General features: G+C 66.5%; 12 protein-coding genes. 4 read left to right on the top strand and 8 right to left on the bottom strand.

Going from position 1 to position 13,038, the window contains the following annotated elements:
* Positions 1-138: 138 nt before the first annotated feature.
* Positions 139-1,308 carry an isovaleryl-CoA dehydrogenase gene (locus IE88_RS0112145; protein WP_031554838.1) on the top strand — a complete coding sequence of 390 codons (1,170 nt, stop codon included), beginning with the start codon at positions 139-141 and terminating at the stop codon, positions 1,306-1,308.
* Here IE88_RS0112145 and IE88_RS0112140 read toward each other — a convergent pair.
* Complete coding sequence (locus tag IE88_RS0112140; protein WP_156032585.1) at positions 1,305-1,952, bottom strand: hypothetical protein; 648 nt, start codon at positions 1,950-1,952, stop codon at positions 1,305-1,307. The genes IE88_RS0112145 and IE88_RS0112140 overlap by 4 nt on opposite strands.
* Positions 1,953-2,160: 208 nt before the next feature.
* Here IE88_RS0112140 and IE88_RS0112135 point away from each other — a divergent pair, with 208 nt between their 5' ends.
* Positions 2,161-2,706, top strand: coding sequence for a hypothetical protein (locus IE88_RS0112135; protein WP_031554834.1), 546 nt, complete (start codon positions 2,161-2,163; stop codon positions 2,704-2,706).
* Here IE88_RS0112135 and lpdA read toward each other — a convergent pair.
* The 6 genes from lpdA to IE88_RS0112100 form a co-directional block, all read right to left on the bottom strand.
* A complete protein-coding gene (lpdA, locus tag IE88_RS0112130) occupies positions 2,703-4,100 on the bottom strand; it encodes a dihydrolipoyl dehydrogenase (protein ID WP_031554832.1) in 1,398 nt (465 codons plus the stop codon). The genes IE88_RS0112135 and lpdA overlap by 4 nt on opposite strands.
* An 84-nt stretch (positions 4,101-4,184) precedes the next feature.
* Positions 4,185-4,649 (bottom strand): hypothetical protein, encoded by a 465-nt coding sequence (locus IE88_RS0112125; protein ID WP_031554830.1) that lies wholly within the window; start codon positions 4,647-4,649, stop codon positions 4,185-4,187.
* 113 nt (positions 4,650-4,762) lie between these two features.
* Positions 4,763-4,978 carry a hypothetical protein gene (locus tag IE88_RS0112120; protein ID WP_031554828.1) on the bottom strand — a complete coding sequence of 72 codons (216 nt, stop codon included), beginning with the start codon at positions 4,976-4,978 and terminating at the stop codon, positions 4,763-4,765.
* A gap of 139 nt (positions 4,979-5,117) precedes the next feature.
* Positions 5,118-6,452, bottom strand: coding sequence for a dihydrolipoamide acetyltransferase family protein (locus IE88_RS0112115; RefSeq protein ID WP_031554826.1), 1,335 nt, complete (start codon positions 6,450-6,452; stop codon positions 5,118-5,120).
* Positions 6,453-6,697: 245 nt separating this feature from the next.
* Positions 6,698-7,696: an alpha-ketoacid dehydrogenase subunit beta gene (locus IE88_RS0112105; RefSeq protein WP_031554822.1), complete on the bottom strand. Its 999-nt coding sequence runs from the start codon at positions 7,694-7,696 to the stop codon at positions 6,698-6,700.
* A gap of 38 nt (positions 7,697-7,734) precedes the next feature.
* Positions 7,735-9,000, bottom strand: coding sequence for a 3-methyl-2-oxobutanoate dehydrogenase (2-methylpropanoyl-transferring) subunit alpha (locus IE88_RS0112100; protein WP_238319307.1), 1,266 nt, complete (start codon positions 8,998-9,000; stop codon positions 7,735-7,737).
* Between the two features lie 267 nt (positions 9,001-9,267).
* Between IE88_RS0112100 and IE88_RS0112095 the strand changes: the two genes are divergently transcribed.
* Both IE88_RS0112095 and IE88_RS0112090 read left to right on the top strand, forming a co-directional pair.
* Positions 9,268-10,416: an acyl-CoA dehydrogenase family protein gene (locus tag IE88_RS0112095; RefSeq protein WP_031554818.1), complete on the top strand. Its 1,149-nt coding sequence runs from the start codon at positions 9,268-9,270 to the stop codon at positions 10,414-10,416.
* A gap of 1 nt (position 10,417) precedes the next feature.
* Positions 10,418-10,714, top strand: coding sequence for a hypothetical protein (locus IE88_RS0112090; RefSeq protein ID WP_031554816.1), 297 nt, complete (start codon positions 10,418-10,420; stop codon positions 10,712-10,714).
* 3 nt (positions 10,715-10,717) lie between these two features.
* Here IE88_RS0112090 and IE88_RS0112085 read toward each other — a convergent pair whose 3' ends face one another.
* Entirely contained in the window at positions 10,718-12,934 is a 2,217-nt protein-coding gene (locus IE88_RS0112085) for a primosomal protein N' (RefSeq protein WP_081871647.1), read from the bottom strand.
* Between the last annotated feature and the right edge of the window lie 104 nt (positions 12,935-13,038).

Raw genomic sequence — 13,038 nt, 5'->3', positions numbered from 1 at the left:
TTGAGGAGGCGCCGAGTCCGCCCGGTAACAAGGCTGCGCCTGCGGCAGTTCCGTCGCGGCGGTACAGGAGACCGCGTTGCGTCAGCCCCGGCTTGAGGCCTAAGCCGGGCGCAAAATCCGACGAGGAGACGCATCATGATGCAGAACAGCTTCCAGGGCCTCAAATTCGGCCTTCCCGACGAGGTCGAGGAAATCCGCGACAGCGTGCAGCGCTTCGTCGCCGACCGGATCGCGCCGATCGCCGCCAAGGTGGACGAGGAGAACGAGTTCCCCGCCCATCTCTGGGGCGAGCTCGGCGAGATGGGCCTCCTCGGCATCACCGCGCCCGAAGAGCATGGCGGCGCGGCGCTCGGCTATCTCGCCCACGCGGTCGTCATGGAGGAGATCAGCCGCGGCTCGGCCTCGATCGGCCTGTCCTACGGCGCGCATTCCAATCTCTGCGTGAACCAGATCAGCCTCAACGGCTCCGATGAGCAGAAGGCGAAATATCTGCCCAAGCTCATCTCAGGCGAGCATGTCGGCGCGCTCGCCATGTCCGAGCCGGGCGCGGGATCGGACGTCGTCTCGATGAAGCTCCGCGCCGAGGACAAGGGGGACCACTACCTCCTCAACGGCAACAAGATGTGGATCACCAACGGCCCCAATGCGGACACGCTGGTCGTCTATGCCAAGACCGACCCCGAGGCGGGCGCGCGCGGCATCACCGCCTTCATCATCGAGAAGGGCTTCGAAGGATTTTCGACTGCACAGAAGCTCGACAAGCTCGGCATGCGGGGTTCGAACACCTGCGAGCTCGTCTTCGAGGATTGCCGCGTTCCCAAGGAACAGGTCATGGGCGGCCTGGGGCAAGGCGTCCGTGTGCTGATGTCCGGCCTCGACTACGAGCGCGCGGTCCTCGCCGCCGGTCCCCTGGGCATCATGCAGGCCTGCATGGACGTCGTGTACCCTTATATCCACGAGCGCGAGCAGTTCGGAAAACCCATCGGCGAGTTCCAGCTCGTCCAGGGCAAGATCGCCGACATGTATTCGACGATGAATGCCTGCAAGGCCTATGTGTACACGGTCAATGCGGCCTGCGACCGGGGCGAGACGACCCGCCAGGACGCCGCCGGCTGCATCCTCTACGCGGCCGAGAAGGCGACGCAGGTGGCGCTCGACGCGATCCAGCTTCTGGGCGGGAACGGATATATCAACGAATACCCGACCGGCCGCCTCCTGCGCGACGCGAAGCTCTACGAAATCGGCGCGGGCACGTCGGAGGTGCGCCGCATGCTGATCGGGCGGGAGCTGTTCAAGCTGACGTCCTAGTCGGAATATTGTTCGATGAGTTCGCCTTTTTCCGTATCGCCTCCGCTGCGGAGAAAGGCGTCCAGCTCCTCTGGCCGGTCCGCGTCCCACCATTCCAGTGAGACGGACCAGTCTTCCGTAACCGGAACGTCACAATAGGCAGCCAACCGGACGAACATGTCCTCAGAGCAGTCCTGATGATTCCGCCGCGCCTCCGTCAGGTCAGGCGCTCGAAAACGATAGAAGATGTCAGTGGCAGGCTGATCTCGCATCGGCAGACGGAGCGGCGTTACAGCACCCAGTCGGATGAGAAACCATTCTAGGGGCGAGTGTCCACAGAGCCCCTGCGTCATGCCGAAGACGTACTCTCTCTTCGTATCATTCCCAATCATCCAAGGCCGGAAGACGCTCTGGGGCAAGGCGGAATGAAGCTGGCGCAGGTGGGCCGCTTCCTCTGTGATCAGGTGCCGTGGCGGCAAATCACTCGCCACTGCGACCTTCTCATCGCTTGCGATAACCTCTTCGGCAATTTCGTCGAGGGTATCTTCGTTGTCGCGGATATAGCGGGCCGCGCGCGCTGCGCAGGTCGCGGGCGTTCGGCCTGGACCGAACATACGGATCAGCGGCCCATCGACGCTGTCCGTCGGCACGCCAGCGAACAGCATGAACGCGGCCCATGCTCCGGCCAAGACTACTATGGCTGCAATCGCCGCCCTCACTTGCCTACCCCCGACCTCGGTCCTCCCCTATGATGTCCCTCTCGCCGTCCGGCATCAATGTGGCGGTCAGCACCGACAAGCGTAATCGAATAACTTCACATTCGCGCAAACACTTAGAGGATCGGACGGATCATCGCGGAGGCGACGTAGCGAGATGGAGAGCACCCGCTGGGAACACCGCGTCTGGTTCGACGGGCCGGCCGAGCCGCTGGAGCGGCTGGCGCGCGAGGGCGAGGAGGTCGGGGCGGAGTACCGCACCGACACGTATCTCCTCGGGCCCGACGCCGCGCTCCTGCCGAAGCTTCGGGACAATGCCCGCTTCGAGGTGAAGCGCCTGCTAGAGACGAAGGATGGGCTCGAGCGCTGGCGGGCGGAGACCTCGCTGCCCTTCCCCGTCTCGGGCGCGAATGTCTATCGCGTCTTGCCCGGCGTGCCGTCCGAGAGCCTGCGCTCGCCGGAGGCGCTGCTCGCCTATGCCGCGACGCTGGAGGGCTTGCGCATCGTTGCGGTGCGCAAGCACCGCCGCCGCTATGCCTTCGACGAGGGCGAGGCGGAGATCACCATGACGCAAGGGGGCAGCCTGCCCGCCGCGACGCTCGGCATCGAAGCGCCGGATCATGACGGGGCGATGGCGCTGGTCCGGCGGCTGGGGACGGATCCCTTCCCCAACCGCTCTTACGGGACCGCCTTGCGCGGCTAGACGTGCAGCGCGTGGCCGAGCGCCTTGAGCGCGGCTTCCTGCACGCCTTCGGACTTGGTCGGATGGGCGTGGACCGTGCCTGCGAGATCTTCGAGGCGGGCGCCCATTTCGATCAGCGTGCCGAATTGCGCGGACAGCTCGGAGACGGCAGCGCCGACTGCCTGAAGGCCCAGGATGAGATGATCGTCCTTGCGCGCGATGGCGCGGACGAAGCCTGACTCGTCCTCCATCGTCATGGCGCGGCCATTGGCCTGGAAGGGGAAGAGGCCGGTGACGACTTCATGGCCCTGTTCCTTGGCCATGGCCTCGGACAGGCCGACCTGCACGACCTCCGGATCGGTGAAGCAGACCTCGGGGATGGCCCGCTTGTCCCATTCGCGGCGCTCTCCGGCTATGATCTCGGCGACCATCTCGCCCTGCGCCATGGCGCGGTGCGCGAGCATCGGGTTCCCGGTCAAATCGCCGATGGCGTAGACGCCGGTCATCGAGGTGCGGCACTGCGCGTCGATTCTCACGAAGGGCCCGTCGCGGTCGAGGCCGAGCTCTTCGAGCCCCCACCCTTCCGTGTTCGGCTTGCGGCCGACGGTGACGAGGACCTTCTCCGCCTCGACCGTCTCCGCCTTCCCATCCGTCTCGACGCGAAGCTTCCCCTTCTCGAAGCCCTTTGCGAGCGTGTTCAGCCGGATGTCGATGCCGAGCGATTTCGCCCGCTGGAGGACCGGCTTGACGAGGTCCTTGTCATAGGAGGGCAGCACCGCGCCCGTCGCCTCGACGATCGTCACCTTGGCGCCGAGCTTGGCGAAGGCCATGCCGAGCTCCATCCCGATATAGCCCCCGCCGACGACGGCCATGCGTTCCGGCACCGTGTCCAGCGACAGGGCTTCGGTCGAAGACAGGATGTCCCCGCCGAAGGGCAGGCCCGGCAGCCCTGCCGAGACCGAGCCGTTAGCGAGGATCACGGTCTTCGCCTTGACCGTGACCTCACCCTCTTCGGTCTTCACCACGGCCGTCTTGCCGTCGGTCATAGTGGCCCAGCCATTCAGCACCCGGACCTTGGAACGCTTGAGGAGGCCGCCCACGCCGGAATTCAGGCGGCGGACGATGCCGTCCTTCCAGTCGACGGTCTTGGACAGCTCGATCTTGGGCGCGGAGACCTTGATGCCGACGCTGTGCTCGCCATTGGCGGCCGCCATTCCGCCGATCCTGTGGAACTCGTCTGCAACATGGATCAGGGCCTTGGAGGGGATGCAGCCGACATTGAGGCAGCAGCCGCCGAGCGGCCCCGCTTCGACCAGCACGGTATCGATGCCGAGCTGCCCCGCGCGGATGCCCGCGACATAGCCGCCGGGCCCGCCGCCGAGGATGAGCGTGTTCGTTGAGATGATTTCGGTCATGCCGCCGGGTGTAGGCGCTCCGGCATGCAACGGAAAGGCGGAGAAGCGGTCTGGCGTGGATGCCGCCCCTCCACCGGTATGCGATCAGAGACGCTCGATCATCGCCGTGTCGAACAGGATCTCGCCGCCATAGGTGTCGAGATCCGGCGTGTCTCGCGGCGAATCCCGCCGCCGGACCATCACGACGGCGGCATCGACATTGTCCACCGCCATGCGCTGGCCATCCGCATAGGCGGCGAGGCGCCAGTCATAGGCGACGCGCGTGCAGAGGGGCTCCATCCGGCGCGGCTTCGCCGCCTTCACCCGGACCCGCGATACGGTGCCATCCTCGCGGATATTGATGCCGATCTTGCAATAGCCCGGACTGCTCAGGACGCCTGTGCGGCGCCCGATCTGCACCCGTTCAGGACAGACCCTGTAGACATCCGCCGTCTTGGCGACGCGGTAACAGCCATCGTCCAGCTGGACCTGCTCGACGGACCTCGTCTCCGAACTCGCACAGGCGCCGAGGGCCCCCAGCGCCAGTAAGCCAAGAAAAATGCGTAACATGAACGCCCTCCTTCCGTTCGGGAAAGAGCGTAGCAGCCCCAGTAACGCAATCTAGGGTGGATGGCAGATCGCCATGCAGAGCAGGCTGGATGCCCCTCTTCCCGCCGAGCGCCTCAGTCCTGCGTCGCCGCCACCCGCCGGGCATGGCGGAAGAACACGGTGCCGGTCAGCAGGAATGCGAGACCGCCGATCACCGCCGCAGCGATTTCGAGGCCGGTGAAGGTCAGGAATGGCGACAGGGCCAGCCAGCTCGTGGCCGCGGCGGCGATCGCGGCCTCGACGGCGACGAAGGCGGTGGCGGAGAGGATTTCGAAGAGTGTGGATCGCATGGTGCGCCTCTGGGTGACGAGTGAAGATGGGCTCTTCACCGGCCGCAGAGAAGCGGCAAAATTCAAAGGCGATGAGAATTCATCTTGGCGAGCCCTCTCTCCCGCTCGGGGAGAAGGGGCTCGCCTTTGGAGCGCTAACTCACACGAACATCGTCGCAGGATGCTCCAGATAGCCCTTGATCGCCCGCACGAATTCGGCGGCGTCCCAGCCGTCGACGATCCTGTGGTCGAAGCCCGAGGACAAGTTCATCAGCTTGCGCGGCACGACGCGGCCTTCGGCGTCATAGCGGGGCAGGGTCTGGATCTTGTTGACCCCGACAATGGCGACCTCTGGGTGGTTGATGACCGGCGTCGTCACGAGGCCGCCCAAGGGTCCGAGCGAGGTGATGGTGATGGTCGAGCCGGAGAGCTCGTCGCGCTTGGCCGTGCCTTCCCGGGCAGCGGATGACAGGCGCAGGACCTCTTCGGCGTTTCGCCAGAGGTCGTTCGCCTCGGCGTGGCGGATGACCGGCACGATCAGGCCATTATCCGTCTGCGTCGCGATGCCCAAGTGCACGCCGCCGAATTGCTGGACCACGCCCGCATCGTCGTCGAAGCGCGCATTGATGTGGGGATAGCGTTTCAGCGCCAGGACCAGAGCCCGCATCAGGAAGGGGAGGATGGTGAGCTTCGGTTTGCCTTCCGCCTTGCCCGCCGCATTCATATGCGCGCGGAGGTCTTCGAGCGCGGTGACGTCCACTTCCTCGACGTAAGTAATGTGCGGGATGCGGCGCTTGGACTCGGCCATCTTCTCGGCGATCTTGCGCCGAAGGCCGATGACCTTGACCTCCTGAACGGAGGTGTCGGCGGCATAGCCCGCACCGGCCCCGCCGGTGCGGGCGGGCGCGTCGCCCGCGATATAGGCGTCGAGGTCGTCATGGGTGATCCGGCCCGCGGGGCCCGTGCCCATGACCTGCTCGAGCTTCACGCCGCGATCCATCGCCCGGCGGCGCACGGCGGGGCTCGCCAGCGGCTTCTCGCCTTCCGCGCGGGCCCGGGGGCGGTCGGCGGCGGGAACGGAAGTGTGCTGAGCGCGGGCGGCTTCCTGCGCGACGGAGCGGTCTTTCTCAGGCTTCGGCGTCGAGACGGCCTCGGGCTCACGCTCCTGCGGCTTCTCCTCGGGCTCCGGCGCCTTGTGCTCGGCAGGCTTCGTCTCGGCCTTCTCTGCCTCGACCTCCGCCTGATTGCCCTTGCCCTCGACTTCGAGCTTGATGATCTCCGAGCCGACCGCGACCGTCTCGCCGACCTCCGGCCCGATCCAGACCACCTTGCCCTTGCGCGGACTCGGGATCTCCACCGTGGCCTTATCGGTCATGACGTCGGCCAGGTTCTGATCCGGCTCGACCTCGTCGCCAACCTTGGCGTGAACCTCGACGAACTCGGCCTCCGCGACGCCTTCGCCGACATCGGGGAGCTTGATGACGTGAATGCCCATGAACTACGACCTTCTCGAATTGATGATACGCACGAACTTTTGGGCCACCCACAACGAAACAAATTGAACCACAAGAAGAATGACGCCGAATATCAGCCAGTTTAAGATGTTTATAAATATAAAAGTAAAGTGTAGGTTCTGATCGATTTCGGCGGCGTGGAGAGCACGAACACGGTACACCGTTCCGTACACGAGGTTCCAGAGTACGAACGCCCAGAACGGCGCGAAAATTAACCAGGCCTTTCTCACCCCGTCATCACCTCTTTCAGCGCCCGGCCCACCCGGTCCGGCCCCGGCAAATACGCCCATTCCTGCGCATGCGGATAGGGCGTGTCCCAGCCCGCGACGCGCTTCACCGGCGCTTCGAGATGATAGAAGCAACGCTCCTGGATCAGCGCGGCGAGTTCCCCGCCGAAGCCGCCCGTGAGCGTCGCTTCGTGCACGACGACGCAGCGGCCGGTCTTCTTCACGCTCTCCTCGATGGCTTCGAGGTCGAGGGGAATGAGGCTGCGCAGATCGATGATTTCCGCATCGACGCCCGCCTGCTCGGCCGCGGTTTCCGCGACATAGACCATGGTGCCGTAGGCGAGGATCGTCACCTCGGAGCCCGCCCTGCGGGTCTCGGCCTTGCCGAGCGGCACGGTGTAGTGCCCCTCCGGGATCTTGCCGTCCTCATGCTTGGACCAGGGGACGAGCGGCTTGTCGTGCTGGCCGTCGAAGGGGCCGTTATAGAGCCGTTTCGGCTCCAGGAAGATCACGGGGTCGGGGTCTTCGATGGCCGCGATCAGCATGCCCTTCGCGTCATAGGGCGTGGACGGAATGACCGTCTTGAGGCCCGAGACGTGCGTGAAGATCGCTTCTGGCGACTGGCTGTGCGTCTGCCCGCCGAAAATGCCGCCGCCCGTGGGCGTGCGGATCACGAGGGGACAGGTGAATTCGCCGTTCGAGCGATAGCGGATGCGCGCCGCTTCCTGCGTGATCTGGTCGTAGGCGGGGAAGATATAGTCCGCGAACTGAATCTCGACGCAGGGCTTGAGGCCGTAGGCCGCCATGCCGATGGCCGCGCCGACGATGCCGCTTTCGGTGATCGGCGCATCGAAGACGCGAGAGGTCCCGTATTTTTCCTGGAGGCCATGGGTGCAGCGGAAGACGCCGCCGAAATAGCCGACGTCTTCGCCGAAGACGACGACGTTTTCGTCGCGCTCCATCGCGACGTCGTGGCCGTCGCGGATCGCCTCGATCATGTTGGCGGCGCGGGTATTGGATTTCGTCTGCGACATTCTCAGTACCCCGCCTCCTGGCGCTGCTCGCGCAGGCGGCCCGGCGGCGTCTCGTAAACGCCCTCGAACATGTATTTGGCGCTCGCGCCCTGCCCGTCATGGACGAGGCCGTTTTCCTCGGCGCGAAGCTCCGCCTCGCGCATCTCGGTCGTCGCGGCCTCCTCGATCTCGGCGGCCTCTTCTTCGCTGAGGTAACCTTCGAGGATCAGGTGCTGGCGCAGGCGGGCGATGGGATCGCCGAGGGGCCATTTCTCGCCCTCATCCGCGGGCCGGTATTTCGACGGATCGTCCGAGGTCGAATGCGCCCCGCCTCTATAGCTCAAAAACTCGATGGCGAGCGGGCCGAGCCCGCGCCGCGTGCGCTCGGCGGCGAATTTCGACACGGCCAGCACCGCCAGCAGGTCGTTGCCGTCCACCCGCAAGGCCGGGATGCCATAGCCGAGCGCGCGGCGGGCGAAGGTCGCCGACATGCCGCCGGCAATGCCCTGGAAGGAGCTGATTGCCCACTGATTGTTGACGACGTTGAGGATCACCGGCGGCTTGTAGACGCTGGCGAAGACCATGCCCGTGTGCCAGTCGCCCTCGGCCGTCGCGCCGTCGCCGATCCAGGCCGCGGCGACCTTGGTGTCGCCCTTGATCGCCGACGCCATGGCCCAGCCGACGGCCTGGGGGTATTGCGTGCCGAGATTGCCAGAGATCGTGTAATAGCCCGCATCCTTGAAGGAGTAGAGGACCGGCAGCTGCTTGCCCTGAAGCGGATCTTTCTCGTTCGAGTAGATCTGGTTCATCATCGCTTCGGGATCGACGCCGTTGACGAACAGGATGCCCTGCTGGCGATAGGTCGGGAAATGCATGTCGCCCTGGCGCAGCGCCATGGCCTGCCCGACCGCGATCGCCTCTTCGCCGAGGCACTGGATGTAGAAGCTCGTCTTGCCCTGGCGCTGGGCGCGCATCATCCGCGCATCGAAGGCGCGGGTGCGGATCATGGCGCGAAGAGCCGTCTTGGCCTCCTCCGCGCTGACGGCATCGGCCCATTCGCCATGGGCCCGGCCCTCGTCGTCGAGGACCCGGATCAGCGCCTCGGCATAAGAATCCGTCCCCTTGGCGTCGACATCGAGCGCCGGGCGCCCGACAGCGCCCGCCTCGCCGAAATCGATATGGGAGAAGTCCGGCGCGTCGCCCGGCCGCCCCTTGGGCTCGGGCACGTGCAGGCGCAGGGGCGCGTAATCGCCGTCCTGCATGGCCTCTGGTCGCGGATGGCCGTCCATAATGGGTCCTCAGCCTCGAAAGATTCTCGCCCGCACAATGCCGCAAGGTCAGTCGCGGGTCACGCGGGGGAACACGCGAAGGTTCGCGAAGGTTTGTCACTTGCCGCCGAAAAGAAGCCGTCTCTTGGAAGAATCCCCTCCCGCAGTGCAGCAATGCTCTATTCTGTCGCAGCCTGCCGCAAGCGCGTGCGGAGCGGACGCCTTCTCGGGCAGGCATTGGGCGTGATAGGCGCGCGGGAAAGCACTTCCCTTGCGAGGACCTGACCCATGGACTTTGCCCTTTCGGACGAACAGCTCGCGATCCAGGACATGGCGCAGCGCTTCGCCGCCGACGAACTCGCCCCCCATGCCGAAGAATGGGACCGGGAGAAGCATTTTCCCGTCGATGTCATCAAGAAGACGGGCGAGCTGGGCCTCGCGGGCATCTACGCCCCCGAGGAGATCGGCGGCTCGGGGCTTTCCCGCCTCGACGCTGTCCTGGTCTTCGAGGCGCTGTCCGCAGGCGACACGACGACCGCCGCCTATATCTCGATCCACAACATGGTCACCTGGATGGTCGGCGCCTTCGGCTCGGACGACATCAAGTCGCGCTTTGGCGAGAAGCTGACCTCCGCGCAGATGCTCGGCTCCTACTGTCTGACGGAGCCCGGATCGGGCTCGGATGCCGCAGCGCTCAAGACCAAGGCGGTGCGCGAGGGCGACGAGTACGTCCTCAACGGCGCCAAGGCCTTCATTTCCGGGGCGGGCGACACCGATCTCTATCTCGTCATGGTCCGGACCGGGGAGGACGGGCCGCGCGGCATCTCCGCCGTGCTCGTCGAGGACGGGACGCCCGGCCTCTCCTTCGGGGCGAATGAGCGCAAGATGGGCTGGAACGCCCAGCCGACGCGCGTCGTCACCTTCGAGGATTGCCGCATCCCGGTGTCGAACCGGCTCGGTGAAGAGGGCGAAGGGTTCAAGTTCGCGATGATGGGCCTCGATGGGGGCCGCCTCAATATTGCGGCCTGCTCTCTCGGCACCGCGGAGGCGGCGATCCGCCAGGCGCTCGACTACACGAATGAGCGCACCGCCTTCGGCAAGCGCCTCAACGAGAATCAGGCTCTCCAGTTCAAGCTGGCCGACATGCGCACCGAGCAGGAAGCGGCCCGCGCCCTCCTCTACCGCGCGGCCTGGGCGCTCGACACGAAACAGCCCGATGCCGGCGCGCTCTGCGCCATGGCCAAGCGCTTCGTCACCGATACCGGCACGCGCGTCATCGACGACGCGCTGCAGACCCATGGCGGCTATGGCTACCTCTCCGACTATCCGCTGGAGCGGATGCTGCGCGACGTGCGGGTGCACCAGATCCTCGAAGGCGCCAACGAGGTCATGCGCATGATCATCGCCAGGTCCATGCTGCGCGACTATCAGGCCTGACATGACGGAGAACGACGAGATCATGGACGAGCGGGATGCCCACAGGCGCAGTTCGCGCAAGGCCGCCTGGCGCATGGCGGCGATCACCGCCATCCTCCTGCTCGGCATGGTCGCGCTCTTCCCGGTCTTCGTCGATCAGGACTGGTTCGACTTCCGCCCGCGCATCCTGATCCTGCTGACCGTGGGCGTGGTCGCGACCATCCTCATGGCCGCGGGCCTGATGGCCGCTGCCTTCCACTCCGACCGCAGCGGGCACGACGATGAGGCGGGGCGCGGCGATGGGGACGGCGAGTTCTGATCCTCAGCTGAAATTATAGGGATCGACGTCCACCGTGCGGCGGACGCTGCTCGGGATCTTCACCTCCGATAGCCAGGCGCGCAGGAAGGTCTGTATGCTGACGCGCCGTTCGCTCTTGATGAGGAAGCGGATGCGGTAGGTGCCCTTGAGGCGGTAGAGCGGCGCGGGCGCGGGTCCCCAGACCTCCACGCCCTCGGCATGCGGCACGGCGGCGACGAGGGTCTGCGCCGCCTCCATCAGCTTGGTTTCGTTGTCGCCTGACAGGATCAGCGCCGCGAGCCGGCCGAAGGGCGGGAAGCCCAAGGAACGCCGCCCGTCGAGCTCGGCCGAAAGGAAGCCGTCGCGGTCCTGCCCTGCGAGCGCGCGGATGACGGGGTGATCGGGCTGATAGGATTGCAGCATGACTGCGCCCGGCTTTTCCGCCCGCCCGGCCCTCCCCGAGACCTGCGAGAGGACCTGATAGGTCCGCTCGGCCGCGCGCAGGTCGCCGCCCGCGAGGCCGAGATCGGCATCGACGGCCGCGACGAGGGTGAGGCCGGGGAAGTTGTGCCCCTTCGCCGCCGCCTGCGTCGCGACCAGGATGTCGATCTCGCCCGCCGTCATGCGTTCCAGAAGGTCGCGGGCCGCATTGGCCGAGCCGACCGTGTCCGAGCTGAACACGGCGATGCGCGCTTCGGGCCAGCGCTCGCGCGCCTCCTCCGCGATGCGTTCGACGCCGGGGCCGCAGGGGCTGAGGCTGTCATGCGCGCCGCAGGCGGGACAGGCCTCGGGCTTGGGCATGGAAAAGCCCGTATGGTGGCAGACCAGTCGGTTCGTATAGCGATGTTCGACGAGCCATGTATCGCTGTCCGGCGCGCACATCCGCTCGCCGCATTTGCGGCACAAGGTCACCGGCGCATAGCCGCGGCGGTTGAGGTAGAGCATGACCTGCTCGCCGCGCGAGAGCACATCGTTCAGCGCCGAGACGATTACGGGCGACAGCCAGCGCCCCTTGTCGGGCGGGCTCTGGCGCATGTCCACGACGCGCGTATCGGGCAGGGTCGCGGGGCCGAAGCGGGAGGGGAGGACGACGCGGCCATACCGCCCCTCTTCGACATTCGCGAGCGTCTCTAGCGATGGCGTCGCGGAGGCGAGGAGCACCGGAAAGCCCTGCCGCGCGCCGCGCGCCACCGCCATGTCGCGGGCATGATAAAGGACGCCGTCATGCTGCTTGTAGGCGGCCTCGTGCTCCTCGTCGACGACGATCAGGCGAAGGTTCGTATAGGGAAGGAACAGGGCGGAGCGCGCCCCGACGACGAGGCGCGCATTGCCGTCCGCCACCCGCCGCCAGACCCTGCGCCGCTGCGCCGAGGTCATGCCCGAATGCCAATGGGCGGGCGCTGCGCCGAAGCGGTCCTCGATGCGGCTGAGGAAGGGCAGGGTCAGCGCGATCTCGGGCAGGAGGACGAGCACCTGCGCGGACGGGTCCCGCGCCAGCGCCTCGGCCACCGCCTCGAGATAGACCTCGGTCTTGCCAGACCCCGTCACCCCGTCGATCAGCGTCGTGGAATAGCCCCCGCCGATCTTCGCTCGCAGCTCCGCGACCGCCTGCGCCTGATCCTCGGACAGGGGGCGTCCGGGGCGCGAGGGATCGGGCGCGGCGAAGGGGATGTCCGGGTCGAGCTCGACAGGCTCAAGCGCCCCCGCCTTGGCGAGGGAGCGGACGACGCCGTCCGTCACACCCGCCGCCTTTGCGAGCTGGGATGCCGTTTTCGGCCGCCCCCTGGCCGCATCCAGCACTGCGCGGCGCTTCTCCGTCAAACGCAGCTCGAGCGGCGGGCTCGGCGCCAGCGCATAGGCGGCAGGACCGGTTTTGGTCTCCAGCGCCTGGCCCGACCGCATGACGAGGCGCAGCACGACGCCCCGCGGCGAGAGGCAATAGGCCGCCACCCAGTCGACGAAATCCATCACGGCCGAAGAGAGCGGCGCCGCATCGAGCCGCTCGGCAATGGGCTTGAGGCGGTCATCGCCTACGCTGTCATCGGGCTCGCCCGCCCAGGCGACGCCGATCATCCGGCGCGGCCCCAGCGGCACGACGACGAAATCGCCCGGCGCGACCTGCATGCCTTCCGGCACCGCGTAGTCGTAGCCATTGCCGGTCGGCAGGGGCAGCACGACCCGCACGCGGGGCACAGGTTCGGGCGCTGTTTCGGGGAACAGGCTTGCAGGGCGTGCGCCCATGGATGTCTCCTTTTGCCGTTCCCGCTTCGTTCCTAGAAGGTCTGGCCGGGTTTTCCAAGCCGCTGCGAGCCGCAGACCCGCTGCACTGGGCAGGAGGTTCGCTT

Origin of the sequence: Parvularcula oceani (assembly GCF_000733125.1) — a bacterium.
GTDB lineage: Bacteria > Pseudomonadota > Alphaproteobacteria > Caulobacterales > Parvularculaceae > Parvularcula > Parvularcula oceani.
The sequence above is the reverse complement of the archived record's forward strand: the minus strand, read 5'-3'. Positions and strand labels throughout refer to the sequence as shown.

Bases quoted from the DNA above. Each gene is read 5' to 3' on its own strand.
- IE88_RS0112145 (WP_031554838.1), top strand. From the start codon at position 139: ATGCAGAACAGCTTCCAGGGCCTCAAATTCGGCCTTCCCGACGAGGTC.
- IE88_RS0112140 (WP_156032585.1), bottom strand. From the start codon at position 1,952: ATGCTGTTCGCTGGCGTGCCGACGGACAGCGTCGATGGGCCGCTGATC.
- IE88_RS0112135 (WP_031554834.1), top strand. From the start codon at position 2,161: ATGGAGAGCACCCGCTGGGAACACCGCGTCTGGTTCGACGGGCCGGCC.
- lpdA (WP_031554832.1), bottom strand. From the start codon at position 4,100: ATGACCGAAATCATCTCAACGAACACGCTCATCCTCGGCGGCGGGCCC.
- IE88_RS0112125 (WP_031554830.1), bottom strand. From the start codon at position 4,649: ATGTTACGCATTTTTCTTGGCTTACTGGCGCTGGGGGCCCTCGGCGCC.
- IE88_RS0112120 (WP_031554828.1), bottom strand. From the start codon at position 4,978: ATGCGATCCACACTCTTCGAAATCCTCTCCGCCACCGCCTTCGTCGCC.
- IE88_RS0112115 (WP_031554826.1), bottom strand. From the start codon at position 6,452: ATGGGCATTCACGTCATCAAGCTCCCCGATGTCGGCGAAGGCGTCGCG.
- IE88_RS0112105 (WP_031554822.1), bottom strand. From the start codon at position 7,696: ATGATCGAGGCGATCCGCGACGGCCACGACGTCGCGATGGAGCGCGAC.
- IE88_RS0112100 (WP_238319307.1), bottom strand. From the start codon at position 9,000: ATGGACGGCCATCCGCGACCAGAGGCCATGCAGGACGGCGATTACGCG.
- IE88_RS0112095 (WP_031554818.1), top strand. From the start codon at position 9,268: ATGGACTTTGCCCTTTCGGACGAACAGCTCGCGATCCAGGACATGGCG.
- IE88_RS0112090 (WP_031554816.1), top strand. From the start codon at position 10,418: ATGACGGAGAACGACGAGATCATGGACGAGCGGGATGCCCACAGGCGC.
- IE88_RS0112085 (WP_081871647.1), bottom strand. From the start codon at position 12,934: ATGGGCGCACGCCCTGCAAGCCTGTTCCCCGAAACAGCGCCCGAACCT.